The following is a 25,547-nucleotide window of genomic DNA, read 5'->3' as shown; positions in this document are numbered from 1 at the left end:
TCAGTTGGACTTGATGACCAGCGACGAGCAGACCTTGTCCGCGAGCGTCTGGTTCTTCGAGTCCCACAGCGGCCACAGGAAGCCGATGTAGCAGATGACGCCGTCGAGGAAGTGGGCGAGACGGCGGACGAACGCCATACCGATGCCGAGCGGCTGGCCGTCGGCCTCGCGCAGCAGACGGATGTTCAGGGCCTTCTTGCCGATGGTCTGGCCGGTCTTGCCCTCCTGGATCAGCTGCCAGACGGCCACCGCGATGACCGCGAGGAGCCCGATCAGGCGCAGGAAGCCGCCGAAGCCGCCGCCGATGGCGGCACCCGCGAACACGAGGATGTACGGCACGAGGAGGACGAGTCCGTCGACCAGGGTGCCGAGAACACGCGAGCCCCAGCTCGCGAGTTCCGGCATGCCGCCGTAGCCGGGGCCCTGCGGGGCGGCGTAGGGCGCGGGGCCGCCGGGAGCGGGGTAGCCGTACCCCTGCTGCGGCACGCCCTGCGGGGCCTGCTGCGGGTAGCCGTAGCCCGGCTGGGGCGGCTGACCGGGCTGGCCAGGCTGACCGGGCTGCTGCCCGTACGGGTTCTGGGGGTCGCCGAAGCTCATTTGGGGACTTCCTCCGTTGGATGCGGGACGGCGCGGATCCGCGCGGAGGAACGGTGGTTCTGAAGCGGTCCGGCCCCCCGCACTGCCCGCTGTGGTGCGCCGATCATGCTGGTAGGACTGTCCTCTTTTTGTCCAGTCGGTATCCGTATGCGTTGTGCAAGTGCAACCTGGGCGGATCCGTGACGACCCGGACCGCGCTCTCTCGGGCCCGCGGCAGGCGTTCACAGCCCTGGACCGGGCCCCGAATTGGAACCGGGGTGGGTCCATCCGCGAGGATGGGGACATGACCGCCCAGATTCTCGATGGCAAGGCCACCGCAGCCGCGATCAAGTCCGACCTGACCGCCCGCGTGGCGGCCCTCACGGCGCGGGGCGTCCTGCCCGGCCTGGGGACGCTGCTGGTCGGGGACGATCCTGGCAGCCGGTGGTACGTGAACGGCAAGCACCGCGACTGCGCGGAGGTCGGCATCGCGTCGATCCAGCGCGAACTCCCCGACACCGCGACCCAGGAAGAGATCGAGGCCGTCGTCGCGGAGCTGAACGCCAACCCCGAGTGCACGGGGTACATCGTGCAGCTGCCGCTGCCCAAGGGCATCGACACCAACCGCGTCCTGGAGCTGATCGACCCGTCCAAGGACGCGGACGGACTGCACCCGATGAGCCTTGGCCGGCTGGTGCTCAACGAGACGGGGCCGCTGCCGTGCACCCCGTACGGCATCATCGAGCTGCTGCGCCACCACGGCGTCGAGATCGCGGGCGCGCATGTGGTGGTCGTGGGACGCGGGATCACGGTGGGGCGTTCGATCCCGCTGCTCCTGACCCGTAAGTCGGAGAACGCGACGGTGACCCAGTGCCACACCGGCACGCGCGACCTGTCGGCGCACCTCAGGCAGGCGGACATCATCGTGGCGGCGGCGGGCGTGCCGCACATCATCAAGCCCGAGGACGTGAAGCCGGGCGCGGCGGTCCTCGACGTCGGCGTCAGCCGGGACGAGCACGGCAAGATCGTGGGCGACGTGCACCCCGGGGTCGCCGAGGTGGCCGGGTGGATCTCGCCCAACCCGGGCGGTGTCGGCCCGATGACCCGCGCCCAGCTGCTGGTCAACGTGGTCGAGGCGGCCGAACGCGCCGTCGCCGCGGGCTGACTGACCGGGTCCGAACGGGAAAGGGGCACCCATGGGTGCTGGTACGAGCGCGAGTGACACGCCGGATCCGAACGGTGTACGGCGGGCCGTCGCCGTGGAGCCGGGTGCGGCGGAGGCCGACGCTGACGCGGGGGTGACGCCGGACGCCGTTGTTGACGCGGGCGTGGACCGTGAGGGCGCCGATGTTGACGCGAACGTCGTCTCGCGTGTGAGCGCGGGTGCGGGTGCGGGCAAAGACACGGGGGCGGCCGTACGTACGGACGAGGCCGACGCGGTCCCGGACGCCGACCCGGGCGAGGACGCCGTACCCACCGCGTCCACGTCCGACGCCGATCCGGCCGGCGACTCCGCTCCGGAGGAGCCCGACGCCGAGTCCGAGTCGCGCCGCTTCCCCGCCGTCACGACCGACACCGCGCGGCCCGAGGGCGGCGGCCGCGCCGCACCCCCGGACGCGCCCGCGCCTGCCCGGCAGTGGCCGCTGCTCAGCGTCCTCGGGACCGTCGGCCTCGGGCTCCTGGTCGTCGGCACGCACCCCTTCGACGAGGCGTTCCGGATCGGCACGATCCTCATCGGCGTCGCGCTGATCGGCGGCGCCGTCCTGCGCCGCGTCCTGCCGTCCGTCGGCATGCTCGCCGTGCGTTCGCGCTTCACCGACATGGTCACGTACGGCCTGCTGGGTCTCGTGATCATCATGCTCGCGCTGATGACGCAGCCCAAGCCGTGGCTGGAGATCCCGTTCCTGGAGGACATCGTCCACTCGACCGTGCCCTAACAAAACGCGTGGATCAGCGAGTTGTACGAGAACGGCGCTCGTCCCCTCCCCCGAGGGAGGACGAGCGCCGTTCGGCTGGGTCCGGGGTGTTTCCCGTACGGACATCAGCGTCAGGGACGCGCCGGAGGGGATCAAGGGTTGCCCGCCGCCTGTGGCAGGGAGGTGACGATTCCGCCATGGGGCACTCGATAGGTCCGCCAGGTGGCGCCCGTCCGCGCGCGGAGTACCGCGTCAAGTCCGTGAGCCGTGCCACAAAGGGGGCGGCGATCCAGGGGCGCCGGGGTCCGATAGCCTGACCGCTGGATATCTCTTCACGTCAAGATTCGCATCGGGGTTGAGTCCGGAACCCCGTCCGGCGCCGGGGAGATGTCCCGCACCAGGGGCAGGGACCCCCGCCACCCAGCTGTCTTACGGAGATCGCCATGACCCGCACTCCCGTGAATGTCACCGTCACCGGCGCGGCCGGCCAGATCGGCTACGCGCTGCTCTTCCGCATCGCCTCCGGCCATCTGCTCGGCGCGGATGTGCCGGTCAAACTGCGTCTCCTGGAGATCCCGCAGGGTCTCAAGGCCGCCGAGGGCACGGCGATGGAGCTCGACGACTCCGCGTTCCCGCTGCTGCGCGGCATCGAGATCACGGACGACCCGAACGTCGCCTTCGCCGGCGCCAACGTCGCGCTGCTGGTCGGCGCCCGCCCCCGGACGAAGGGCATGGAGCGCGGCGACCTGCTCTCCGCCAACGGCGGCATCTTCAAGCCGCAGGGCAAGGCCATCAACGACAACGCCGCGGACGACATCAAGGTCCTCGTCGTCGGCAACCCCGCCAACACGAACGCCCTGATCGCCCAGGCCGCCGCCCCGGACGTACCGGCCGAGCGCTTCACCGCGATGACCCGCCTGGACCACAACCGCGCGATCTCGCAGCTCGCCCGGAAGACGGGCGCGGCCGTCTCCGACATCCGCCGCCTGACCATCTGGGGCAACCACTCCGCCACGCAGTACCCGGACATCTTCCACGCGGAGATCGCCGGCAAGAACGCCGCGGAGACCGTCAACGACGAGGCGTGGCTGGCCGACACGTTCATCCCGACCGTCGCCAAGCGCGGCGCCGCGATCATCGAGGCGCGTGGCGCGTCCTCGGCCGCGTCCGCCGCCAACGCCGCCCTCGACCACGTGTACACGTGGGTCAACGGCACCGCCGAGGGCGACTGGACCTCCATGGGCATCCCGTCGGACGGCTCCTACGGCGTGCCGGAGGGCATCATCTCGTCCTTCCCCGTCACCACGAAGGACGGCGTGTACGAGATCGTCCAGGGCCTGGACATCAACGACTTCTCGCGGGCGCGCATCGACGCGTCGGTGAAGGAGCTCCAGGAGGAGCGCGACGCGGTGCGCGAGCTCGGCCTGATCTGATCGTCAGCACATCAAGGCCCCGATCCGCCGACCCACCCGGTCGGCCGGATCGGGGCCTTGTGCGTTCCCCGACGTGACACCGCGCACTTTCGGCCACCGGAACCGCATGCTTCCCGCCCCCTGGGGCAGGCGCCCCGATCGCCAGTTCTCGCTGGTGGAGGACGTTCCGTACGGGAAGGCAAGGCGCGACGTGTCGGCACAACAGACCATCCACGTGGACGGAGAGTGGCGTGAAGCCGTCTCCGGTGCCACCCGCGACATCCTCGATCCCGCCGACGCGACGGTGCTCGCCGTGGTGTCCGAGGGCGGGACCGAGGACGCGGACGCGGCGGTCGCCGCGGCGCGTACGGCGTTCGACGAGGGCTCCTGGCCCCGGACCCCGGTCGCCGAGCGGGCCGCGCTGCTGCGCCGTACCGCCGATCTGCTGATCCGTAACCGCGAGAGCATCGCGCTGCTGGAGAGCCGGGACTCCGGGACGACCCTGGAGGAGGCCCGCGTCGACGTCGACCGCGTCGCCGGGACCTTCCGCCACTTCGCCGACCTGGTGACGAACGAGAGCGGCGGCCGCGTCGTCGACGCGGGCCCGGACTCCGTCCACAGCGTGGTCGTCCACGAACCCGTCGGCGTCTGCGCGCTGATCACCCCCTCGAACTCCCCGCTCCTCCAGGCCGGCCGGAAGATCGCGCCCGCCCTCGCCGCGGGCAACACCTTCGTCGTCAAGCCCAGCGAACTCACGCCGCTCACGACGGTCGACCTCATCGACCTGCTCGCCGAGGCCGGACTGCCCGCCGGGGTCGCCCACCTAGTCACCGGCGCGGGCGCCACGGCCGGCGCCCGGCTCGCCGGACACCCCGACGTGGACCTGGTGTCCTTCACCGGCGCCCTGAGCAGCGGTACGGAGGTGATGCGGGCGGCGGCCCCCGGCGTGCAGAAGCTCGCCCTGGAGCTGGGCGGCAAGAACCCGAACGTCGTCTTCGCCGACGCCTGCGCCACCGAGGAGGGCTTCGACACCGCCGTCGACCAGGCGCTGAACGCCGCGTTCCGCCGCAGCGGCCAGGTCTGCTCGGCCGGCTCCCGGCTGATCGTCGAGGAGTCGATACGCGAGCGCTTCGTCGGTGAACTGGCCCGGCGCGCCGCGCGCGTACGGCTCGGTCGCGGCACGGAGCAGGACGTGGAGTGCGGACCGCTCGTCTCCGCGCGGCAGGTGGCGACAACGGAGGAGTACGTCGCCTCCGCGCTCGCGGACGGCGCGGTCCTGCGCTCCGGCGGCCGGCGCCCCGAGCCCTCCGCCGTCCGTCCCGCCGGGGGTTACTTCTACGAGCCGACCGTCCTGGACCAGTGCCACCGCGGGATGCGGGTCGTACGGGAGGAGGTCTGCGGGCCCGTGCTGACCGTCGAGACCTTCCGGAGGGAGGACGAGGCCGTGGCCCTCGCCAACGACACCGGGTACGGCCTGGCCGGCGGCGTCTGGAGCGCCGACCCGGGCCGGGCGCGGCGGGTGGCCGGGCGGCTGCGGCAGGGGACCGTATGGATCAACGACGTCCACCCCTCTCTCCCGCAGGCGGAGTGGGGCGGCTTTGGCAGGTCCGGCATCGGGCGGGAGCGGGGACCGGCCGGGCTCGCCGAGTACCGCGAGGCCAAGCACGTCCACCAGAACCTCGCGCCACGCCCCGTCCGCTGGTTCGCGGGCTGACGGGCGCCCCGGGCCCGCACCGTCATCTCCCGTTCCCGGGCCCACGTACGACGTGAAGCGGCCTCCGGACGCCGTCCGCGACGTGACGGAGTAGCGGACCGGTAACAGCCCTGCCGCAGGCGGGTTCTGACGGCCGGCCAGGCACTCCGGGCGTGGCACGGTGGAGGACATGACCAACCTTGCCAAGGGTGCCAACGTTCCGCTTCCCACCACGGAGTTGCGCGCCACCCTCACCTGGCGACCCGGTCCCGGCGTACCGGACGTGGACGCGTCCGCACTCGTGCTGGACGGACGGCGGCGGGTACGGGGCGACGACGACCTCGTCTTCTACAACCAGCCGGTTCATCCGTCGGGCGCGGTGGTCAGCGGGCCGGGGCGGCCGGGCGAGGAGTGCCTCCGTCTCGACCTGGGGCGGGTCCCGGCCGGGGTGGCGTCGGTGGTGCTGGCGGCCTCGGCGGACGGGGGGCCGTTCGGCCGCGTCCCCGGCCTGCGCCTCCAGGTGACGGACGCCGGTACGGGAGCGATGGTGGTCGCGTTCGACATCGGCGACGCGACGACGGACACGGCGTTCGTCTTCGGCGAGGTGTACCGGCGGGCGGGCGGCTGGCGGTTCCGGGCGGTGGGGCAGGGGTACGCGTCGGGACTGGCCGGTCTGGCGACGGACTTCGGCGTGGCGGTCGCGGACGACCCGCCGCCCCCGGGGCCCGGGGCGCCGGGCCGGGCGGTGTCCTCTCAGTCCGCGACCACTCCGCCGGCGCCCTCCTCGCCCTCGCCGCTCAAGAAGCAGCGGCTGATCTCCATGGAGAAGCGGCTGGCCGAAGACGGCCACGACGCGTTGCTCTCGTACACCCGGAAGGCGGCGGTGAGCCTGGAGACGCACGGTCTGGCCGACCACACCGCGCGGGTCGCGCTCTGTCTCGACATGTCGGCGTCGATGTCCGGCCTCTACGAGTCGGGCCGGGTCCAGGCCCTCGCCGAGCGGGTCCTGGCGCTGGCCCTGCGCTGGGACGACAACGGGGAGGTCGACGTCTTCCCCTTCGCCGCCGTCGCGGAGGAGGCGGGCTCCATGGGACTGGCCGACTACCGGGGCCGGACCGTCGCGTTGCACCAGGAAGCCGGCGTCGGCGGCTCGACCGACTACGGCGAGGCGATCCGCCGGGTGCGCGGCCGCTACCTCGGCTCGGAGGACTTACGGTCCCTCCCGCCGCTCGCGGACGCGGGAGCGGGGGAGGGGGAGGGGGCGGTCGGGCCGCCGGTGTTCGTCGTGGTGGTCACCGACGGCGCGACCAGTGAACCGGAGGTGGCGCTGGAGCAGTTGCGGTCGTCCCGCTACGAGCCGGTGTTCTGGCAGTTCATGGCGATCGGGGAGGCGGAGGAGTTCGCGTTCCTGGCGGAGCTGAGCGCCCGGCCGGGGCCGTACCTCGACAACCTCGGGTTCTTCTCCGTCCGCGACCCCCGCGAGCTGACGGACGACCAGCTCTACGACCTCCTGCTGGCGCGCTACCCCCGCTGGCTGGACGCGGCGCGCGGCCGGGGGCTCAGACCGTGACCCGCCGGGGTGTGGTCACGGCCCACAGCAGCAGGCCCAGCGCGCTGAACCCCGCGCCCAGGACACAGACCGCGCCCCACCCGGCCAGGGCGTACACGGCCGTCGGGGCGAGACCGCCGACCGCGCTGCCGGTCGAGTAGAAGATCACGTATCCGCCCATCAGCCGGCTGCCCGCGTCGGGGCGCAGGGCGAAGATCATGCTCTGGTTGGTGACGTGCACCGCCTGGACGGCGAGATCGAGGAGCACCGCGCCGATCGCCAGCGCCCACAACGACTGCCGGGTGAGGGCGAGCGGCAGCCAGGACACCACGAGCAGGACAAACGCGAGTCCGGTCGTACGGGCGCCCAGGCCCCGGTCGTGCAGCCGCCCGGTCGGCGCCGCCGCCGGCGCGCCCGCCGCGCCCGCGAGGCCGAAGGCGCCGATCGCCGTGTGCGAGAGGGAGAGCGGGAGCTCGCTCAGCGGCTGCGCGACGCAGCTCCACAGGGTGACGAGGACGAGTGCCCGGTCGCCCGGTCGGTCGACGCGATCGGTGACTGGTGGTCGCTGCTGATCGTGCGCGACGCGTTCGACGGCAGCCGCCGCTTCGGGGAGTTCCAGCGCAGCCTGGGCGTGGCGAAGAACATCCTCGCCGCCCGGCTGCGCGCGCTGGTCGAGGGCGGGATCCTCGCCGTCGTACCGGCGTCGGAGGGCAGCGCGTACCACGCGTACGTACTGACGCCCAAGGGCGAGGACCTGTTCCCGGTGGTCGTCGCGCTGCGGCAGTGGGGCGAGGCGCACTTCTTCGACCGCGGGGAGGCGCCCTCCGAGCTGCTGGACTGCGTCCAGGAACGCCCGCTGCGGCCCGTCGGGATCCACGCGGCGGACGGCCGGCGGCTCGGCCCCGGCGACACCCACGTACGAAAAGTGGGCGCGGCCGGGGCCTAGGGCGTGTCCGCGGCCCGTCCGTCACCGCACCGTTCAGCGCTTCCCGTCGGAGCGCTTGCGGTGCAGCGTGAACTTCTCGAAGACCGACAGGTCGCCGTCGGGCTTGTTCACGTTGTAGTACGTGACGTGCAGGGTCGTCGTGTCACCGGCGTGCCGGCCGGGGTCGACGGTGAACGACGCGAAGCCGTACGGGTGGTCGACGTCGCGGACGCCCGTCCAGACGGCCTGCTCTTTGACGTACGTCGAGGTGCGCTTGGAACCGGCCGGCGCGGACGCCGACACCGCCGTGATCACCTTCGCGGTCCCGTCCTTGAAGAAGGACTGGTTGGTCGTCCCGGAGACACCGCCGCCCCCGAGGATCATGTGCACGGTGCCGTGCGTGGTGTCGATGGCGTCCGTCGCCGACGACACCGGGTTGGGCGTGAGCGTCTCGCTGCCGGAGACCACCCCGCGAACGGCCAGGGAGCGCTCGTAGTTGTGCTCGTGTCCGCACAGGACGAGGTCGACGCCGTACTTGTCGAACAGCGGCCCGTACTTCTGCCGCAGCCCGAGGTCCGCGCCGTTGGCGTCGGTGGAGCTGATCATCACCTGGTGCATGGCGACGACGATCCAGTCGATGTCACGGGAGGCGCGCGCGGCCCGCAACTCCTTCTCCAGGAAGGCGAGCTGGCGGCCACCGGAGTAGCCGCTGATGTACACGTCGCCGCCGTCCTGGAGGGCGTTGTCGTCGTTCTGGAGCACGATCACCCGCACCGACCCGGCGGTGAACGCGTACCAGAGGTTGTCGAGTTCGGTGTCCGTCTCCGTGGAGGGCAGGTCGAAGTACGTCTGGTACGCGCCGAGCCCGAGGGGGCCGTTGGACTTCTCGATCTCGTGGTTGCCGGCGGCCGGCATCCACGCGCGGAAGCGCGCCGAACGGGTGTTGTTGGTGAAGAAGTTGTTCCAGGTCCGCACGCGGTCGACGTCGAGATTCGCGTAGCAGAGGTCGCCGTTGAGCAGGTGGAAGAGGGGCGCCACCTGCTCGATGCCCGTGACGATGTCCTTGGTGGCGGGGGTCGAGTTGGCGTCCATGATGCTGGTGCCGTCGGCCGACCAGGTCACCTGCGGCGCCGACTGGTCGCCGAAGCTGGTGAAGGTCAGCGGGGCCCGCCCGCGCGGCGCGGTCCTGAACACGGCGCTGTCCGGGGTCGCCCCCTCGTGCGAGGCCATGTACACGTAGTCCGTACCGGGCTTGAGGCGGGACAGCTCCGCGTGGTGGACGTATACGACCCGGCCGGACTTCCCATCGGTGTACGTACGGGTCCTGGCGGCCGTGCTGGAACCGAAGCCGTGCTCCGGCGTCCCGTACATCACGCGGGGCCGCTTGACCGGGCCGTCGGTGAGCCAGGAGACGACCATCTGGCTGCTGGGGTCGGCCCCGAAGGTCAGGTGGAGGCCCTGCACGGGCGGCGCGCCGCCCGCGTCGGCCGTCGGGTGGAAGGCGGGGGAGCCGAAGGAGGTGTCCGCGGCGGCCGGGGTGGCGCCCAGCAGCGGGAGCGCGGCGGCGCCGGCGCCCGCCGTTCCCAGCAGGCCCAGCGCGTGGCGGCGGCTGAGGCCGTCGGGGAGGTCCGCCGAATCGTTCGATGTGGCCATCGTTGTTCCTTTCGGGGGTGTTTCGGCAAGCACGCGAACACTCGTCCGCGTCTGCGACCACCCGATGAACACGACCTTGCGGAGGCACGACAAAACGCGCCGCAGCCTTCCGGTCACCAAACGATGCGAGTTGACCCCATTCGTCGCCGCGAGGCGGAGGCCGGCTCTTGGAGGCTCGGCTCTTGAGCTCAGCTCTTGAGCGAGCCCGGCGTGTAGTGGCCCGGGACCGCCCGCGTCGCCACCGAGAACCGGTTCCAGCTGTTGATCACGGTGATCGCCGCGATCAGGTGGGCCAGTTCGGTCTCGTCGAAGTGCGCGGCGGCCTCCTCGTACACCGCGTCCGGCACAAAACCGTCCGTCAGGACGGTGATCGCCTCGGTCAGTTCGATCGCCGCGATCTCCTTCGGTGTGTAGAAGTGCCGCGACTCCTCCCACGCGCTCAGCTGGACGATCCGCTCCACCGACTCCCCGGCCGCCAGTGCGTCCTTGGTGTGCATGTCCAGGCAGAACGCGCAGTGGTTGATCTGCGACGCGCGGATCTTGACCAGTTCGAGGAGCGTGGGGTCGACGCCGTGCCGGGCCGCCGCGTCCAGGCGGACCATGGCCTTGTAGACCTCGGGCGCGAGCTTCGCCATGGCCAGGCGGGGGGTGTGCTCGGGGGCGTACGTGTGGGGGTGGGCGGGGGTACCGATCGCTTCGCCAGTTGTCATGCCAACGACGATAGGCAGCCGGTGGCGCAGGCGTATGGTCCACTTCCATGACGGATTCCTGGGCCACTACGGCACTCGGCGAGGCGCGCGCCGCACCGGAGGACCACCGCGCCGCACCGGACCACCGCACCGTCCTCGGCACCGACCTCCACCTGGAGCTGCGCGGCCCCGGTCTGCGTACCGGCCTCATGGACGCCCTGCGCGAAGCCGTCCGCACCGGCCGGCTCGCCCCCGGCGCCCGGCTGCCCTCCTCCCGCTCCCTCGCCGCCGACCTCGGCGTCGCGCGGAACACCGTCGCCGACGCCTACGCCGAGCTGGTCGCCGAGGGCTGGCTCACCGCCCGGCAGGGCTCGGGCACCCGCGTGGCCCGCCGCGCCGCGCCCCGTACCCCCGCGCCCGCCGCGCCCCGGACCCGCCCCGCCCGCCGCAGGGCCACGTACAGCCTGATGCCCGGCGCCCCCGACCTCGCCGGATTCCCCCGCGCGCAGTGGCTCACGGCCGCGCGCCGGGCGCTGACCCGCGCGCCCCACGAGGCGTTCGGGTACGGAGACCCGGGCGGCCTGGCCGAGCTGCGTACCGTCCTCGCCGACTACCTGGCGCGGGCGCGCGGGGTGTACGCGGCCCCCGAACGCGTCGTCGTCTGCTCCGGCTTCGTCCACGGGCTGACGCTGCTGGGCACGGTCCTCAGGGCGCGCCGGGTGCGCGCGGTCGCCGTCGAGTCGTACGGCCTGCGCCAGCACCGCAAGGTCCTGATGGACGCGGGCCTCCGTACCCCCGCGCTGCCGCTGGACGGGTACGGCACCCGGACCGGCGAGCTGGCGGGGGTGCGGGGCGCCGGGGCGGTGCTGCTGACCCCGGCGCACCAGTTCCCGACCGGGGTCGCGCTCCACCCCGACCGGCGCGCGGCCGCCGTCGACTGGGCGCGCGCGACCGACGGGCTGATCCTGGAGGACGACTACGACGGAGAGTTCCGCTACGACCGCCAGCCCGTCGGCGCCCTCCAGGGCCTCGATCCGGAGCGGGTGGTCTACCTCGGCACCGCGAGCAAGTCCCTGGCGCCGGGGCTGCGGCTCGGCTGGATGGTGCTCCCCGAGGGGCTGGTGGCGGAGGTGACCGCGGCGAAGGGGGAGGTGGACTGGGCGTCGAGCGCGCTGGACCAGCTGACGCTCGCGGAGTTCATCGCCTCGGGCGCGTACGACCGTCACGTCCGCTCGATGCGGCTGCGCTACCGGCGCCGCCGCGACCAGCTCGTGGAGGCGCTCGACGGGCGGCCCGACCTCCGGGTGACGGGCATCGCCGCCGGGCTGCACGCCGTGGTCGAGCTTCCCTCCGGCACCGAACGGTCCGTGATCGAGGCGGCGGCCTGGCAGGGACTCGCCGTCAGCGGTCTGGCGCGTTTTCGCCACGAGGCGGCGGAGCCGGGACCGGACGCGCTGGTCGTCGGCTACGGAACCCCGCCGGTCAGCGCGTGGACGGGCGCGCTGGACGCGCTGTGCCGCGCGCTGCCGTGACCGCCGGTGTCGTGAAACGTGTGGTGACAGTACGGGCCCCCGCGCCTAGGATCTTCGGTACGGCATCGCGTGTCGGTCACCGTCCGGGTGAGGCATGGAGGTAGCCCGTGAGTTGCCTGATGGAGGCAATCCACAGTGTCGGTCCAGTTGAATCACACCATCGTCCACTCCCGTGACAACCGGGAATCCGCGACCTTCTTCGGTCGCGTCATGGGGCTCGAAGTGGGCACCGAATGGGGCCCGTTCATCCCCGTCGAGCTGAGCAACGGCGTCACCCTCGACTTCGCGACCATCCCCGCGGAGTCGATCGTCACGCAGCACTACGCGTTCCTGGTCAGCGAAGAGGAGTTCGACGAGATCTTCGCCCGTGTCCAGGGCGAGGGACTCACCTATTACGCCGATCCGCACCGCAAGCACCCCGGCGAGATCAACCACAACGACGGCGGGCGCGGGGTCTACTTCCTCGACCCGGCCGGCCACGCCCTGGAGTGCATCACGCGCCCTTACGGAGGGTTCGTGAACTAGGCCCCCGGACCGTCCTCCTGGAGCAGGGCTAGGCTGGGTGGCGGTTCGATCGACAGTTCGTACGGACGAGCCTGTGTACGGTGCCGGAGCCGGGGCCGTACGCGGGCTCGTGTCCGTATCCGAGGGGGAGGACGGCGCATGGCGGCGCGGCAACGGAGACTGAGGTCGAGCGGGGTGGTGCTCGGCGGGATGGGGATGCTGGCGCTCACGCTCACCGCGTGCGGTTCCGACCCGGACAAGCGGTGTGTCGACCGCGTGACCCACGAGAAGCTGCCCAAGTACGAGTGTGACGACGACAACGGCCGTGGCGCGTACTACTACGGCGGCTCGTTCAAGAACGGCAAGGCCGAGGGCGGCAGCTTCGACAAGTCGGCGGTCGACCGGGGCGGCTTCGGCCACTCCGGCTCCGGCGGCGGCTGACCGGCGCCCCGCCCGGCCCCGAGAGCCGCTGATGAGCCGCTGACGAGCCCGGAGACCCGCTGATGAAACGTCACACCATCACGCCCCGCCCCGGCTGGCAGCAGACCGTCGAGGAACAGGGCGTCATCTATCCGCTCACCCGCCACCCGGACGGGTCCCTGCGCCCGTACTGGGACGAGAGCGCCTACTACAGCTTCACGCTGCCCGAGGTCGAGGCGCTCGAAGAGGTGGTCGAGGAACTGCACGCGATGTGCCTGGGCGCGGCCGCGCACATCGTGGAGCACGACCGGTTCGCCGACCTCGGCATCACCGATCCGCGGCTCGCCGCGCTGATAGCGGAGTCGTGGCGCCGCCGCGCCGAACTGCCCACCCTCTACGGCCGGTTCGACCTGCGCTACGACGGTACGGGCCCGGCCAAGATGCTGGAGTACAACGCCGACACCCCCACCTCGCTGGTCGAGGCCGCCAGCGCCCAGTGGTTCTGGATGGAGGAGCTCTTCCCCGGCGCCGACCAGTGGAACTCCCTCCACGAACGGCTGGTCGACGCCTGGCGCCACCAGGCCGCCCTCCTGCCGCCCGGCCCGGTGCACTTCGTCCACTCCGACGGGGACGAGCTGGGCGAGGACCTGATGACGGTCGCGTACCTGCGCGAGACCGCCGCCCAGGCCGGCCTCGCCACCGACGCGCTGTCCGTCGAACGGCTCGGCTGGGACGGGCTGTCCGGCCGCTTCGTGGACGAGCGGCTGCGGTTCGTCCGCAGCTGCTTCAAGCTCTACCCGTGGGAGTGGCTGACGACCGACCGGTTCGGCCCGCACGTCCTGGACACGCTGGACAACGGCGGCGGCACCGGCACCACCTGCTGGATCGAGCCCGCATGGAAGATGCTCCTCTCCAACAAGGCACTGCTCGCGATCCTCTGGGAACTCCACCCCGGCCACCCGAATCTGCTGGCCTCCTATCTCGACGGCCCCCGCGAACTCGCCGACCGGGGCGGCTATGTGGCCAAACCCCTGCTCGGCCGGGAGGGCGCGGGCGTCACCCTCCACGAACCGGGCGGCCCGCCCGCCGCGCCCGACGAACCCTCCTGCTACCAGGAGCTGGCCCCGCTGCCGGACTTCGACGGCAACCGCGTGGTGCTCGGGGCGTGGGTCGTGGAGAACGAGGCGGCGGGGCTCGGCATCCGGGAGTCGTCGGGCCCGGTCACGGACGAATACGCCCGCTTCCTGCCGCACGTGATCCTCTAGGCCGGGGGCCGGACGGGACAGCGGGTGGCGCGGCACCCGCTATTCCGCCAGTACGGCCCTGAGCTGGTCGAGCCCCCAGTCCAGGTCCTCCTTGCCGATCACCAGCGGCGGCGCCAGCCGGATCGTGGAGCCGTGCGTGTCCTTCACCAGGACACCCCGGTCCATCAGCCGCTCGGAGATCTCCCGGCCCGTGCCCAGCGCCGGCACGATGTCCACCCCGGCCCACAACCCCCGCCCCCGCACGGTCTCCACGGCCCCGCCGCCCGCCAACAGCCCCAGCTCGCGGTGGAGATGGTCGCCCAGCTCCGCCGCCCGCCGCTGGAACTCCCCGGTCTCCAGCATCGCCACGACCTCCAGCCCCACCGCGCACGCCAGCGGATTGCCGCCGAACGTCGAACCGTGCTCGCCGGGCCGGAACACCCCCAGCACCTCCGCCGAGGACACCACCGCCGACACCGGCACGACCCCGCCGCCCAGCGCCTTGCCCAGCACGTACATGTCGGGCACCACCCCCTCGTGCTCGCACGCGAAGGTCTTCCCGGTCCTGCCGAGGCCCGACTGGATCTCGTCCGCGATGAAGAGCACGTTCCGCTCGCGCGTCAGCTCCCGTACCGCCGCGAGATAGCCCGGCGGCGGCACCAGCACCCCCGCCTCCCCCTGGATGGGCTCCAGCAGGACCGCCACGGTGTTGTGCGTGATCGCGGCCTCCAGCGTGGTGAGATCGCCGTACGGGACGATCTCGAAGCCCGGGGTGTACGGACCGAAGTCCGCGCGCGCCTCGGTGTCCGTGGAGAAGCTGATGATCGTGGTCGTCCGGCCGTGGAAGTTGTTCCCCGCGACGATGATCTTCGCGCGGCCGTCCGGCACGCCCTTGACCTGGTAACCCCACTTCCTGGCGGTCTTGACCGCCGTCTCCACCGCCTCCGCGCCCGTGTTCATGGGCAGCACCATCTCCATGCCGCACAGCTCCGCCAGCCGCGTACAGAACTCTGCGAAGCGGTCGTGGTGGAACGCCCGCGACGTGAGCGTCACCCGCTCCAGCTGCGCCTTGGCCGCGTCGATCAGTCGTCTGTTGCCGTGACCGAAGTTGAGCGCCGAATACCCGGCGAGCATGTCGAGGAAGCGCCGCCCCTCGACATCGGTCATCCACGCGCCGTCCGCCGACGCGACGACGACGGGGAGCGGGTGGTAGTTGTGCGCACTGTGGGCCTCCGCCGAGGCGATGGCGTTCTCCGTTGCCGACACGGGCACTCCGTTCGTCCGGGACCGCCTGCCCCGGTCGTCCGTGACGGTCTTCCGTGACGGGGTCGTCCGGGACAAGCTGTCCGGCGCAAGCAGGGACAACCTCCAGTTTCTCCCGTCCCTCGCCACTTGGGCCGGGAAACCTCCGTCCCGGCGTGCCCCGGCGGGAAAACCTCTAGGCTGGGCCGTGCCGTACGGCGACTGGCGAACGCGGAAACGACCGCGGGGGAGCCGTGCGGAGCGACACGTACGAGGTGCCGTCCGCCTGGGCGCCCCGGGACAACGACCCAGCAGCGGATCGCCCCGGAGGACGCCATGACACCCACGCCCCGCCATCCCGCCCTGTCGGCCACCGACCCCGACCTCGCCGCCCTCGTCGGCGCCGAGGAGCGGTTGCAGGCCGAGACCCTGCGCCTCATCCCCAGCGAGAACTACGTCTCGTCCGCCGTCCTGGAGGCCTCGGGCACCGTCCTCCAGAACAAGTACAGCGAGGGCTACCCCGGCCGCCGCTACTACGAGGGCCAGCAGGTCATCGACCAGGTCGAGCGGCTCGCCGCGGACCGCGCCAAGGCCCTCTTCGGCGTCGAGCACGCGAACGTCCAGCCCTACTCCGGTTCGCCCGCCAACCTCGCCGTCCACCTGGCCTTCGCCGAGCCCGGCGACACCATCATGGGCATGGCCCTCCCGATGGGCGGCCACCTGACCCACGGCTGGAGCGTCTCGGCCACCGGCCGGTGGTTCCGGGGCGTCCAGTACGGCGTACGCCAGGACACCGGCCTGATCGACTTCGACGCCGTCCGCGAGATGGCCCTGAAGGAACGCCCCAAGCTGATCTTCTGCGGCGGTACGGCCCTGCCCCGCACCATCGACTTCGCCGCCTTCGGCGAGATCGCCCGGGAGTCCGGCGCGCTGCTCGTCGCCGACGTCTCCCACGTCGCGGGCCTGATCGCGGGCGGCGCCCACCCCTCCCCGGTGCCGTACGCCGACGTCATCTCCACGACCACCCACAAGACCCTGCGCGGCCCGCGCGGCGCGATGCTGCTGTCCCGCGCGGAGCACGCCAAGGCCCTCGACAAGGCGGTCTTCCCCGGCCTCCAGGGCGGCCCCCACAACCAGACCACCGCCGCCATCGCGGTCGCCCTCCACGAGGCGGCCCGCCCCTCCTTCCGCGACTACGCGCACGCGGTCGTCGCCAACGCCCGCGCCCTCGCGGACGAACTGCTCGCCCGGGGCTTCGACCTCGTCTCCGGCGGTACGGACAACCACCTGATCCTGATCGACCTCACCCCCAAGGAGGTCCCCGGCAAGATCGCCGCGAAGGCGCTCGACCGCGCCGGGATCGTCGCCAACCACAACACCGTCCCGTACGACACCAGGAAGCCCTTCGACCCCTCGGGCCTCCGCATCGGCACCCCCTCCCTCACCTCCCGGGGCCTGTCCACCGCACACATGGCGACGATCGCCGACTGGATCGACCGCGCGGTCACGGCGGCGTCCAAGGACGACGAACCGGCCCTGGCGGCGATCCGCGCGGAGGTCGCCTCCCTGATGTCCGCGTTCCCGGCCCCGGGCCTGCCGGTCTGAGCCGGCTTCCGGTCCCTCCGGGCGCCGGGGCGGCCCACGCCCCGGCGCCCGGGGACGCCCCTCCCGGGCGCCCCCGGAAGATCGCTCCGGGCTCGTCGGAGATCCGTTGCGGAGCTGTCGGCGGCACCTGAGAGAATGATGGGCATGGCTTCTGACCGTCCCCGCGCCCTCTCCGGTATCCAGCCCACCGCCGGTTCGTTCCACCTCGGGAATTACCTCGGCGCCGTCCGCCAGTACGTCGCCCTCCAGGAGACCCACGACGCGTTCTACATGGTCGTGGACCTGCACGCGATCACGGTTCCGCAGGACCCGGCCGAGCTGCGCGCCAACACCCGCCTCGCGGTGGCGCAGCTCCTCGCGGCCGGTCTCGACCCGCGGCGGTGCACGCTCTTCGTCCAGAGCCATGTGCCCGAGCACGCCCAGCTCGCCTGGGTCATGAACTGCATCACCGGCTTCGGCGAGGCCTCCCGGATGACGCAGTTCAAGGACAAGTCCGCCAAGCAGGGCACGGACCGCGCGACCGTCGGGCTGTTCACGTACCCGATCCTCCAGGTCGCCGACATCCTGCTCTACCAGGCCGACGCCGTCCCCGTCGGCGAGGACCAGCGGCAGCACGTGGAGCTGACCCGCGACCTCGCCGAGCGGTTCAACACCCGCTTCGGCCCGACCTTCACGGTCCCGGCGCCGCACATCGTCAAGGAGGTCGCGAAGATCTACGACCTCCAGGACCCCACGATCAAGATGAGCAAGTCGGCGTCCACGCCCAAGGGCCTGATCAATCTGCTCGACGAGCCCAAGGCGACCGCGAAGAAGATCAAGAGCGCGGTCACCGACACCGGCAGCGAGATCGTCTTCGACACCGCCGCCAAGCCGGGCGTGAGCAATCTGCTCACCATCTACTCCACGCTGACCGGCGTCACGATCGCGGATCTGGAGCGGAAGTACGAGGGCAAGCTCTACGGCGCGCTCAAGACGGACCTGGCCGAGGTCATGGTCGACTTCGTCACACCGTTCCGCGCGCGCACCCAGGAATACCTGGACGACCCCGAGACGCTGGACTCGATCCTGGCCGAAGGCGCGGAGAAGGCCCGTACGGTTGCGGCGGAGACCCTCGCCCAGACCTACGACAGAGTGGGTTTCCTGCCCGCCAAGCACTGACCCCGCCGGGCACCGGCGCGGAGAGCCGGGCCGGCCGCCCCGCGCGACGGCCGGCCCGGCGCCCCGCCCCGGTACCCGGCGCCGCCCGGCGTCATGACATCCCGACCCCGGCGGACGCTGGTCAGCCGGGCGGTACGACCGTCACACTGACGGGCGGCACCGCCCTCGCGCGACCCGCGCGAACCCGCACCACCACCCGACACACACGGACTGAGGAGAACGACGTGGGGACCGTAACGCTCGGCGTTTCGATCGCGGTCCCGGAGCCGTACGGCAGCCTGCTCCAGGAGCGGCGTGCGGCCTTCGGCGACACGGCCGCGCCCGGCATCCCCACCCACGTCACCCTCCTTCCCCCGACCGAGGTCGACGCGGCGGGACTGCCCGCGATCGAGGCGCACCTCGCCGCCGTCGCGGCGGCCAGCCGCCCCTTCCCGATGCGGCTGTCCGGTACGGGGACGTTCCGCCCGCTCTCCCCGGTCGTCTTCGTCCAGGTCGTCGAGGGCGCGTCGGCCTGCATGTGGCTCCAGAAGCGGGTACGGGACTCCTCGGGCCCGCTCGTCCGGGAACTCCAGTTCCCGTACCACCCCCATGTCACCGTGGCCCACGGCATCGCCGAGGAGGCGATGGACCGGGCCTACGAGGAGCTGGCCGACTACGGGGCGCACTGGAGCTGCACCTCCTTCGCGCTGTACGAACAGGGCCCGGACCTGGTCTGGCGCAAGCTGCACGAGTACGCGTTCGGCGGGGACGGGGAGATCTCGGGGGTGCCCTCGCAGAGCACCCCCGCGGACCGGCACGCGCGCTCCCTGCGGCCCTGAGCAGGCGCTCTCACCGGCCCCTCAGACCGGCAGCCGCCGGAACAGCGGCCTCGGCAGGTGCCGCAGCGCCGACATCACCACCCGCATCGCCCCCGGCACCCACACCGCCTCCGAGCGCCGCCGCAGCCCCAGCTCGATCGCCAGCGCGACCGCGTCCGGCGTGGTCGCCAGCGGCGTCTCCTCCAGGCCCGCCGTCATCTTCGACCGTACGAACCCGGGCCGCACGATCATGACCTGCACCCCCGTGCCGTGCATCGCGTCGCCCAGCCCCTGGGCAAAGGAGTCCAGGCCGGCCTTGCTCGACCCGTAGATGAAGTTCGCGCGCCGCGCGCGCTCGCCCGCCACCGACGACAGCACCACCAGCGAGCCGTGCCCCTGCGTCTGGAGCGCGCCCGCGCACACCAGACCGGCCGAGATCGCGCCGGTGTAGTTGGTCTGCGCGACGCGCACCGCCGCGAGCGGCGCGGCCTCGTCGCGCGCCTGGTCGCCGAGGACCCCGAACGCCAGCAGCACCATGTCGATGTCGCCCTCCGCGAAGACCTTCCCCAGGGTCTCCTCGTGCGAGGCCGGGTCCAGGGCGTCGAAGTCGACCGTACGGACGTCCGCGCCGAGCGTGCGCAGCCCGTCGGCGGCGGTGTCCAGAGCGGGGGAGGGGCGGCCGGCCAGCCAGACCGTACGGGTGCGCCGGGCGATCATCCGGCGGGCGGTGGCCAGGCCGATCTCGGACGTGCCTCCGAGGATGAGCAAGGACTGCGGGATACCGAAGGCGTCCTTCATCGGGGATCTCCTTAAGAGGTGTTCAAGAGGGGGAAGCGGTGAGGGGGAACGGGTGGGAACGGACTCCCGGAGCGGGAGCGGGGTGCGCGTGCGTCAGAGACCCAGCCGCCGCGCCAGGTCGGACGTGAAGACGGACCGCGGGTCCAGCCCGGCCCGCAGCGCGCGGAAGTCCTCCAGGCGCGGATACATCGCGGCCACCAGGTCGGGCCGCAGCCGCGCGTCCTTCGCGAGGCAGACCCGGCCGCCCGCCGTCGCGACCTCCTCGTCCAGCTCGTCCAGGAACGAGCCGAGGCCGCTCAGCCCGACGGGGATGTCCAGCGCCAGCGTCCAGCCGGCCATCGGGAACGACAGCCACCCCGGATCGCCCTCGCCGAAACGCTTGAGCACGGCCAGGAAGGACGGGCAGCCGCGCCGCGCGATGCTGCGCACGATCCGCCGCAGCGTCTCCTCCTGCCCGTACCCGACGACGAACTGGTACTGGACGAAGCCGTCGCGTCCGTAGACGCGGTTCCAGTGCGGCACGCCGTCGAGCGGGTGGAAGAACGAGGACAGGCGCTGGAGTTCCCCGGTCCGCCGCCGGGGGGCCCGGCGGTACCACAGCTCGTTGAACGCGCCGACCGTGGTCCGCCCCAGGAGCCCCGACGGTACGTGGGAGGGCGCGGCGGGCAGCCGCGCCGGCCGGAACGTGAGCGGGCGCCGCCGCGCGCGGGCCGGGAGCGCGTCCAGGGGCGCGTGCTCCCCGCGGGTCAGCACGGCGCGCCCCAGCGCCGCCCCCCGGCCCCGCGCGAGCAGGTCGATCCAGGCGACGGAGTACCGGTAGCGGTGGTCGGTGGCCGCGAGCCGCGCCAGCAGGTCGTCCAGGTCCGTGGCGCGTTCCGTGTCGACGGACATCAGCGAGGTCGCGACCGGGAGGAGCTGGACGGTCGCCGAGAGGATCACCCCGGTGAGCCCCATCCCGCCCGCCGTCGCGTCGAAGAGCGGGGTGCCGGGGAGGACCGTACGGATCTCGCCGTCCGCCGTCAGCAGGTCCAGGGACCGCACGTGGCGGGTGAACGAGCCGGAGACGTGGTGGTTCTTGCCGTGGATGTCGGCGCTGATCGCCCCGCCGACCGTCACATAACGGGTCCCGGGGGTGACCGGCACGAACCACCCCAGCGGCAGCAGCACCTTCATCAGCCGGTGCAGGCTGGTCCCCGCGTCGCAGACGACCACCCCGGCCTCCGCGTCGATCGTGCGGACACGGTCCAGGGCCGTCATGTCGAGGACCGACCCGCCCGCGTTCTGCGCCGCGTCACCGTAGGCCCGGCCGAGCCCCCGGGCGATCGAACCGCGGCGCCCGCAGTCGCGTACGGCCGCGGCGGCCTCCTCGTAGGAGCGGGGACGTACCAGCAGGGCGGTGGTGGGGGCGGTACGGCCCCAGCCGGTCATGGAAACGGCGGTATCGGCGGTATCGGCAGACATATGGGTGACCGTATCGCCCCATACCTCATTCTTTGTCGCCTTTGACGCAAGGCCCGGGGGAACTCGTATGAATGGGTGGTCGGGCGAGCGTCCCGGGACGGCGCACCGCGATCCCCCCTGATCCCTCCGTGCTTCCGGGGGACCCTGACGCTGGTTTCCCGATCCGGGGGTACATCTCCTGCATGGACTGGCTGAAAAATCTCCCCGTCATCGGCCCGTTCGTCGCCCGTTTCCTGCGTACGCACGCCTGGCGCTCGTACGAGACGCTCGAACGGGTGCACTGGACACGGCTGGCGGCGGCGATCACGTTCATCAGCTTCGTGGCGCTCTTCCCGCTGCTCACCGTGGCCGCCGCGATCGGCGCCGCGCTGCTCAGCGACAGCCAGCTCCACCGCGTCGAGCGCAGCCTCACCGACCAGGTGCCCGGCATCTCCAAGCAGCTCGACATCAACAACCTGGTGGCCAACGCGGGCACGGTCGGGGTGGTCGCCGGTCTGCTGCTCCTGTTCACCGGCGTCAGCTGGATCACCGCCATGCGGGACTGCCTGCGGGCCGTCTGGGAGAAGGACCACCTGGACCAGGGCAATCCGTTTGTCGTCAGGGCCAAGGACGGCGTGGTCCTCATCGGTCTGAGCGCGGTCGGCCTCGTCTCGCTCGGCGCCTCGGGATTCGGCTCCACCGCCATCGGCTGGACGGCCCGTCACCTGGGCATCTCCCAGGACGGGGCGGGCGGCATACTCCTCCAGGCCGCCGCCGTCCTGACGGCCGCCGTCGCCGACTTCCTGATCCTCCTGTACGTGCTGACGCTGCTGCCGCGCGTGACCCCGCCCCGCCGCCGGCTCTTCGTCGCCGCCGCGATCGGGGCCGTCGGCTTCGAACTGCTCAAGCTGCTGCTGGGCGGCTATCTGACGGGGGTGGCGGGGAAGACGATGTACGGCGCGTTCGGCGTACCGATCGCGCTCCTGCTGTGGATCAACTTCACGGCGAAGCTGCTGCTGTTCTGCGCGGCGTGGACGGCGACGGGGAGCAAGCGGGACCTGCGGAGGGAGCAGGCGGAGGCCGCCTGGGCCGAGAGCGGGGAGGGCCGTGCCCTCAGGAACGGGGAGGGCGGGGGCTCGACGGCCAGCGCCGGTTGACCAGGTACCCGGCGCCCGCCAGCAGCACCACCACCCCGCCCACCACGGACAGCGCGACGCCCATTCCGCCCGAGCCGTCCTCCGAGGCGCTGACGGCCGCCGCGGGCGCGTGGGTGTCGGTGGCCCCCGGGGCCGGCGTGGCGCCGCCGCTCGGCTGCGAGGCGGTCGTACGGGCCGACTTCGGCGGCACCAGCTCGCCGACCGGAGTGACCTTGCCGCTCGCCGCGAAGCCCCAGTCCAGCAGCCGCGCGGACTCCTGGTAGACGGCCTGGCTCTCGTCCGAGGACGGGTTCATGACCGTGACCAGCAGCACCTTGCCGTTGCGCTCGGCGACCCCGGTGAACGTCGAGCCGGCGTGCGAGGTGTAACCGTTCTTCACCCCGGCGAGACCCCGGTACGGGGAGACCCCGTTGGCGCCCGTGAGCAGCCGGTTGGTGTTCTGGATCTCGAAGGTGTCCCGCTTGGGCTGCCCCTTGGCGTCCTTCTCCGGCTTCTTGCCCTTCTTGACCTTCGTGAGGTCGCCGGGGAACTTCGCCGACTGGGTGGCGCAGTACTCCCGGAAGTCCTTCTTCTGGAGCCCGGAGCGGGCGAACAGGGTGAGGTCGTACGCGCTGGAGACCTGGCCCTTCTCGTCGTACCCGTCGGGCGTCACGACCTTCGTGTCGAGCGCCTGAAGCTCCTCGGCGTGCTGCTGCATGTCCTGGACGGTCTTCTTCACGCCGTGGTTCATGGCGGACAGCACGTGCACGGCGTCGTTGCCCGAGCGCAGGAAGACGCCCAGCCACAGGTCGTGGACGCTGTAGGTCAGGTTCTCCTTCACGCCCACCAGGCTGCTGCCGTCGCCCATCCCGGCGAGGTCGGCGGCCACCACCTTGTGCTCCTGGTCCTTGGGCAGCCGGGGCAGCAGCGTGTCCGCGAAGAGCATCTTGAGCGTGGAGGCGGGCGGCAGCCGCCAGTGCGCGTTGTGCGCGGCCAGGACGTCGCCCGTCTCGGCGTCGGCGACGATCCACGACCGGCCGCTGAGCTTCTTCGGCAGGACGGGGGCGCCGGGCCCGAGAGCCACCTGGGTGCCCGCCTGGCCCAGCCTGGCCCCGCCGACCGTGGACATCACGGCCGGGGGCGTTGGCGACTTGCTGGCGCTCGGCCCCTTGGACGCGCTGTCCGCCGACGCGGGCACGACGGTCAGAACGGGCAGCAAAGTGGCGGTGAAGACCGTCAACGCGGTCTTTTTCAGAGCGGGCACGACCGAAAACGTACAGGGCGTGTCTGTGTCCCGTGAATTCGACACCGAGGGGGTGAACCGCGCGGCCGTCCGGCCCTCCGCAGCGCGCGCCGGGTCCTCCGTACCCCGCCGCCGTCCCCGGAACAGCGGCGACGATACTGAATCCATGAAGCTCAGCCGCCGCGTGTCCTGGTTCCTGCTCGCGTTCGGGGTGTGGAGCTGGTTCATCTGGATCACTTTCGTCAAAAATCTGTGGCAGGACGGCAGCGGCCTGGCGTTCGACGACGCGGGGGACCCGACTGCCTACTTCTGGGTGCACCTGGTGCTCGCGATCACGTCCTTTCTCCTGGGGACGGCCGTGGGGACGATCGGGTTCCGGGGCGTGCGCGCCGTACGACGGGAAACGGCCACGGCCGCGCCGGAGTCCCGTATCCCCGGCTGACGGGGGTGACGGGCGTCTTCCGGCCCGTCAGTTGATCATTCTCCGCCGACCGGCCCCGCCCCGCACGCCCGCGCGCACGCCCGGCAGACTGTCGCCCAGGGCCGCGTGGCCCGGCCGCCCCCCGAGGGGCGGACGCAGGAAGTGCGGGCAACAGAAGGTGGGGGCCGTCCGTGGTCGTCGTGGTCGTTCTGGTGGTGCTGGTGGCCGTCGCCCTGGTGGTGGCGGCGCACTGGTATGTGTGGCGGCGGCTCGTGCGGGACACCGCGCGGAAGGGCGGCGTGGCCCGCCGGGCCGGGACCGTCGCCGCGTTCGTCCTGCCGGTCCTGGCCGTGAGCGCCTCGGGGGCCGGGCGGAGCGGCGCGCCGTTCTGGGTCCAGCGGCTCGTCGCCTGGCCGGGGTACCTGTGGCTCGCGGTGCTGATGTACCTGCTGCTGGCCCTGCTGGTGGGCGAGGCGGTACGGCCGCTGCTGCGGCGGTACGTGGACGGCCGCGCACGGGGTGCGGACGGCGAGGGGGGCGCGCAGGCGGCCGCGCGCGCCGAGGGTGACGTACAGGCGCGTACGGAGACGCAGACTTCGGAGCCGGTGGGGCAGCCGGTCGCCGCGCCGGCCGGTCCCGGCGGCTCGGGTGGTTCGGGCGGTACGGCCGATTCGGCCGGTTCGGCCGGTGCGGCGAGCTCACAGACAGGGACCGTCCTGACCGGCCGGGCCCCGTCCGCCGCCCCCGTCCCCTCCCGCCGTCTGTTCGTCTCGCGCGTCGTCGCCGGCGCCGCCGCGACCGCCGCCGCGGCGACCGTCGGATACGGCACGTACGGCGTCCTGCGCGGCCCCCGCGTCAAGCGGATCACGGTCCCGCTCGCCAAGCTGCCGCGCGCCGCGCACGGGTATCGCATCGCCGTCGTCAGCGACATCCACCTGGGCCCGATCCTGGGCCGCGCCCACACCCAGCGCATCGTCGACACCATCAACTCCACCCGCCCCGACCTCGTCGCCGTGGTGGGCGACCTCGTGGACGGCACTGTCAAGGATCTCGGTCCGGCCGCCGTGCCGCTCGCGGGCCTGGAGGCGCCGCACGGGGCGTTCTTCGTGACCGGGAACCACGAGTACTTCTCCGGCGCGCAGGAGTGGGTGGACCACGTCAGGGAGCTGGGGCTGCGGCCGCTGGTGAACGAGCGCGTGGAGATCGCGGGCTTCGACCTCGCCGGGGTCAACGACATCGCGGGCGAGAGCGAGGGCGACGGGCCGGACTTCGCGAAGGCCCTCGGCGACCGCGACCGGGCCAGGGCGTCCGTACTCCTCGCGCATCAGCCGATCGTGATCCACGACGCCGTACGGCACGGGGTCGACCTCCAGCTCTCCGGGCACACGCACGGCGGCCAGCTGTGGCCGGGCAACTACCTGGCGGAGCTGGCCAATCCGACCGTGGCGGGTCTGGAGCGGTACGGCGACACGCAGCTGTACGTGACCCGGGGCGCCGGCGCCTGGGGCCCGCCGGTCCGGGTCGGGGCGCCGTCGGACATCACGGTCGTGGAACTGGCCTCGCGCCAGGCCTGAACGGCTCGGGGCCGTCGTAC

At 72.3% G+C, this 25,547-nt stretch carries 23 protein-coding genes, 1 pseudogene and 1 riboswitch; of the genes and pseudogenes, 16 read left to right on the top strand and 8 right to left on the bottom strand.

Annotated features, from left to right (window positions below):
• Window positions 1-597 (bottom strand): RDD family protein, encoded by a 597-nt coding sequence (locus ACIODU_RS20890; protein ID WP_401769372.1) that lies wholly within the window; start codon window positions 595-597, stop codon window positions 1-3.
• Between the two features lie 283 nt (window positions 598-880).
• Between ACIODU_RS20890 and ACIODU_RS20885 the strand changes: the two genes are divergently transcribed.
• The 5 genes from ACIODU_RS20885 (at window position 881) to ACIODU_RS20865 (ending at window position 7,167) form a co-directional block, all read left to right on the top strand.
• Window positions 881-1,741 (top strand): bifunctional methylenetetrahydrofolate dehydrogenase/methenyltetrahydrofolate cyclohydrolase, encoded by an 861-nt coding sequence (locus ACIODU_RS20885; protein WP_161310570.1) that lies wholly within the window; start codon window positions 881-883, stop codon window positions 1,739-1,741.
• 31 nt (window positions 1,742-1,772) lie between these two features.
• On the top strand, window positions 1,773-2,513 hold the full coding sequence (locus tag ACIODU_RS20880; RefSeq protein ID WP_401769369.1) for a DUF3017 domain-containing protein: 741 nt from the start codon (window positions 1,773-1,775) through the stop codon (window positions 2,511-2,513).
• A 422-nt stretch (window positions 2,514-2,935) separates the two neighbouring features.
• Window positions 2,936-3,925, top strand: coding sequence for a malate dehydrogenase (locus tag ACIODU_RS20875; protein WP_327234884.1), 990 nt, complete (start codon window positions 2,936-2,938; stop codon window positions 3,923-3,925).
• Between the two features lie 190 nt (window positions 3,926-4,115).
• Window positions 4,116-5,618: an aldehyde dehydrogenase family protein gene (locus ACIODU_RS20870; RefSeq protein WP_401769521.1), complete on the top strand. Its 1,503-nt coding sequence runs from the start codon at window positions 4,116-4,118 to the stop codon at window positions 5,616-5,618.
• 169 nt (window positions 5,619-5,787) lie between these two features.
• Entirely contained in the window at window positions 5,788-7,167 is a 1,380-nt protein-coding gene (locus ACIODU_RS20865) for a VWA domain-containing protein (protein WP_401769366.1), read from the top strand.
• On the opposite strand, the pseudogene ACIODU_RS20860 reads toward ACIODU_RS20865, so the two are convergent.
• Window positions 7,157-7,654, bottom strand: a pseudogene (locus ACIODU_RS20860) (MFS transporter); the annotation flags it as partial. The gene ACIODU_RS20865 and the pseudogene ACIODU_RS20860 sit on opposite strands and share 11 nt — an antisense overlap.
• Here ACIODU_RS20860 and ACIODU_RS20855 point away from each other — a divergent pair.
• Entirely contained in the window at window positions 7,598-8,092 is a 495-nt protein-coding gene (locus ACIODU_RS20855; protein ID WP_401769520.1) for a winged helix-turn-helix transcriptional regulator, read from the top strand. The pseudogene ACIODU_RS20860 and the gene ACIODU_RS20855 sit on opposite strands and share 57 nt — an antisense overlap.
• A 33-nt stretch (window positions 8,093-8,125) precedes the next feature.
• On the opposite strand, the gene ACIODU_RS20850 is transcribed toward ACIODU_RS20855, so the two are convergent.
• On the bottom strand, window positions 8,126-9,724 hold the full coding sequence (locus ACIODU_RS20850) for a purple acid phosphatase family protein (protein ID WP_401769364.1): 1,599 nt from the start codon (window positions 9,722-9,724) through the stop codon (window positions 8,126-8,128).
• Between the two features lie 188 nt (window positions 9,725-9,912).
• Window positions 9,913-10,434, bottom strand: coding sequence for a carboxymuconolactone decarboxylase family protein (locus ACIODU_RS20845; RefSeq protein ID WP_401769362.1), 522 nt, complete (start codon window positions 10,432-10,434; stop codon window positions 9,913-9,915).
• A 47-nt stretch (window positions 10,435-10,481) separates the two neighbouring features.
• Here ACIODU_RS20845 and ACIODU_RS20840 point away from each other — a divergent pair, with 47 nt between their 5' ends.
• The 4 genes from ACIODU_RS20840 to ACIODU_RS20825 all read left to right on the top strand — a co-directional run bounded on the left by ACIODU_RS20840 (window position 10,482) and on the right by ACIODU_RS20825 (window position 14,134).
• Complete coding sequence (locus ACIODU_RS20840) at window positions 10,482-11,945, top strand: PLP-dependent aminotransferase family protein (RefSeq protein WP_401769360.1); 1,464 nt, start codon at window positions 10,482-10,484, stop codon at window positions 11,943-11,945.
• Window positions 11,946-12,080: 135 nt separating this feature from the next.
• Window positions 12,081-12,470 carry a VOC family protein gene (locus tag ACIODU_RS20835; RefSeq protein ID WP_356423997.1) on the top strand — a complete coding sequence of 130 codons (390 nt, stop codon included), beginning with the start codon at window positions 12,081-12,083 and terminating at the stop codon, window positions 12,468-12,470.
• A 138-nt stretch (window positions 12,471-12,608) separates the two neighbouring features.
• Complete coding sequence (locus ACIODU_RS20830) at window positions 12,609-12,890, top strand: hypothetical protein (protein ID WP_356423994.1); 282 nt, start codon at window positions 12,609-12,611, stop codon at window positions 12,888-12,890.
• A 62-nt stretch (window positions 12,891-12,952) separates the two neighbouring features.
• Window positions 12,953-14,134: a glutathionylspermidine synthase family protein gene (locus ACIODU_RS20825; protein ID WP_401769358.1), complete on the top strand. Its 1,182-nt coding sequence runs from the start codon at window positions 12,953-12,955 to the stop codon at window positions 14,132-14,134.
• 39 nt (window positions 14,135-14,173) lie between these two features.
• Here the strand turns inward: ACIODU_RS20825 and rocD are convergent, their stop codons facing one another.
• Complete coding sequence (gene rocD / locus ACIODU_RS20820; RefSeq protein WP_401769356.1) at window positions 14,174-15,379, bottom strand: ornithine--oxo-acid transaminase; 1,206 nt, start codon at window positions 15,377-15,379, stop codon at window positions 14,174-14,176.
• A gap of 184 nt (window positions 15,380-15,563) precedes the next feature.
• Window positions 15,564-15,654, top strand: a riboswitch (ZMP/ZTP riboswitch).
• 37 nt (window positions 15,655-15,691) lie between these two features.
• On the opposite strand from rocD, the gene glyA reads away from it, so the two are divergent.
• The 3 genes from glyA (at window position 15,692) to ACIODU_RS20805 (ending at window position 18,936) form a co-directional block, all read left to right on the top strand.
• Complete coding sequence (gene glyA / locus ACIODU_RS20815) at window positions 15,692-16,960, top strand: serine hydroxymethyltransferase (protein WP_401769354.1); 1,269 nt, start codon at window positions 15,692-15,694, stop codon at window positions 16,958-16,960.
• A 144-nt stretch (window positions 16,961-17,104) separates the two neighbouring features.
• A complete protein-coding gene (gene trpS / locus ACIODU_RS20810; protein WP_356423984.1) occupies window positions 17,105-18,118 on the top strand; it encodes a tryptophan--tRNA ligase in 1,014 nt (337 codons plus the stop codon).
• 224 nt (window positions 18,119-18,342) lie between these two features.
• Window positions 18,343-18,936, top strand: coding sequence for a 2'-5' RNA ligase family protein (locus ACIODU_RS20805; protein ID WP_356423981.1), 594 nt, complete (start codon window positions 18,343-18,345; stop codon window positions 18,934-18,936).
• A 21-nt stretch (window positions 18,937-18,957) separates the two neighbouring features.
• Here ACIODU_RS20805 and ACIODU_RS20800 read toward each other — a convergent pair whose 3' ends face one another.
• Both ACIODU_RS20800 and ACIODU_RS20795 read right to left on the bottom strand, forming a co-directional pair.
• The gene (locus ACIODU_RS20800) at window positions 18,958-19,713 is read right to left on the bottom strand and encodes a decaprenylphospho-beta-D-erythro-pentofuranosid-2-ulose 2-reductase (protein ID WP_356423978.1); all 756 of its coding nucleotides are present in this window, start codon (window positions 19,711-19,713) and stop codon (window positions 18,958-18,960) included.
• 93 nt (window positions 19,714-19,806) lie between these two features.
• Entirely contained in the window at window positions 19,807-21,174 is a 1,368-nt protein-coding gene (locus tag ACIODU_RS20795; RefSeq protein ID WP_401769351.1) for an FAD-binding protein, read from the bottom strand.
• 182 nt (window positions 21,175-21,356) lie between these two features.
• Here ACIODU_RS20795 and ACIODU_RS20790 point away from each other — a divergent pair, with 182 nt between their 5' ends.
• A complete protein-coding gene (locus ACIODU_RS20790; RefSeq protein ID WP_356423972.1) occupies window positions 21,357-22,310 on the top strand; it encodes a YihY/virulence factor BrkB family protein in 954 nt (317 codons plus the stop codon).
• Here the strand turns inward: ACIODU_RS20790 and ACIODU_RS20785 are convergent.
• Window positions 22,267-23,553, bottom strand: coding sequence for a D-alanyl-D-alanine carboxypeptidase family protein (locus tag ACIODU_RS20785; protein ID WP_401769349.1), 1,287 nt, complete (start codon window positions 23,551-23,553; stop codon window positions 22,267-22,269). The two genes, ACIODU_RS20790 and ACIODU_RS20785, sit on opposite strands and share 44 nt — an antisense overlap.
• A 145-nt stretch (window positions 23,554-23,698) precedes the next feature.
• Between ACIODU_RS20785 and ACIODU_RS20780 the strand changes: the two genes are divergently transcribed.
• Window positions 23,699-23,974: an SCO4848 family membrane protein gene (locus tag ACIODU_RS20780; RefSeq protein WP_401769347.1), complete on the top strand. Its 276-nt coding sequence runs from the start codon at window positions 23,699-23,701 to the stop codon at window positions 23,972-23,974.
• Window positions 23,975-24,144: 170 nt separating this feature from the next.
• A complete protein-coding gene (locus ACIODU_RS20775; RefSeq protein ID WP_401769345.1) occupies window positions 24,145-25,527 on the top strand; it encodes a metallophosphoesterase in 1,383 nt (460 codons plus the stop codon).
• Window positions 25,528-25,547: the final 20 nt, after the last annotated feature.

The sequence above is a fragment of the Streptomyces sp. NPDC088261 genome (assembly GCF_044740805.1).
In the GTDB taxonomy this organism is placed as follows: domain Bacteria; phylum Actinomycetota; class Actinomycetes; order Streptomycetales; family Streptomycetaceae; genus Streptomyces.
Note: the sequence above shows the minus strand (reverse complement) of the source record. Positions and strands in the feature narration are given on the sequence as shown.

Coding starts and splice junctions, on each gene's coding strand:
- ACIODU_RS20890 (WP_401769372.1), bottom strand. CDS start 597: ATGAGCTTCGGCGACCCCCAGAACCCGTACGGGCAGCAGCCCGGTCAG.
- ACIODU_RS20885 (WP_161310570.1), top strand. CDS start 881: ATGACCGCCCAGATTCTCGATGGCAAGGCCACCGCAGCCGCGATCAAG.
- ACIODU_RS20880 (WP_401769369.1), top strand. CDS start 1,773: ATGGGTGCTGGTACGAGCGCGAGTGACACGCCGGATCCGAACGGTGTA.
- ACIODU_RS20875 (WP_327234884.1), top strand. CDS start 2,936: ATGACCCGCACTCCCGTGAATGTCACCGTCACCGGCGCGGCCGGCCAG.
- ACIODU_RS20865 (WP_401769366.1), top strand. CDS start 5,788: ATGACCAACCTTGCCAAGGGTGCCAACGTTCCGCTTCCCACCACGGAG.
- ACIODU_RS20850 (WP_401769364.1), bottom strand. CDS start 9,724: ATGGCCACATCGAACGATTCGGCGGACCTCCCCGACGGCCTCAGCCGC.
- ACIODU_RS20845 (WP_401769362.1), bottom strand. CDS start 10,434: ATGACAACTGGCGAAGCGATCGGTACCCCCGCCCACCCCCACACGTAC.
- ACIODU_RS20840 (WP_401769360.1), top strand. CDS start 10,482: ATGACGGATTCCTGGGCCACTACGGCACTCGGCGAGGCGCGCGCCGCA.
- ACIODU_RS20830 (WP_356423994.1), top strand. CDS start 12,609: ATGGCGGCGCGGCAACGGAGACTGAGGTCGAGCGGGGTGGTGCTCGGC.
- ACIODU_RS20825 (WP_401769358.1), top strand. CDS start 12,953: ATGAAACGTCACACCATCACGCCCCGCCCCGGCTGGCAGCAGACCGTC.
- glyA (WP_401769354.1), top strand. CDS start 15,692: ATGACACCCACGCCCCGCCATCCCGCCCTGTCGGCCACCGACCCCGAC.
- trpS (WP_356423984.1), top strand. CDS start 17,105: ATGGCTTCTGACCGTCCCCGCGCCCTCTCCGGTATCCAGCCCACCGCC.
- ACIODU_RS20800 (WP_356423978.1), bottom strand. CDS start 19,713: ATGAAGGACGCCTTCGGTATCCCGCAGTCCTTGCTCATCCTCGGAGGC.
- ACIODU_RS20795 (WP_401769351.1), bottom strand. CDS start 21,174: ATGTCTGCCGATACCGCCGATACCGCCGTTTCCATGACCGGCTGGGGC.
- ACIODU_RS20790 (WP_356423972.1), top strand. CDS start 21,357: ATGGACTGGCTGAAAAATCTCCCCGTCATCGGCCCGTTCGTCGCCCGT.
- ACIODU_RS20780 (WP_401769347.1), top strand. CDS start 23,699: ATGAAGCTCAGCCGCCGCGTGTCCTGGTTCCTGCTCGCGTTCGGGGTG.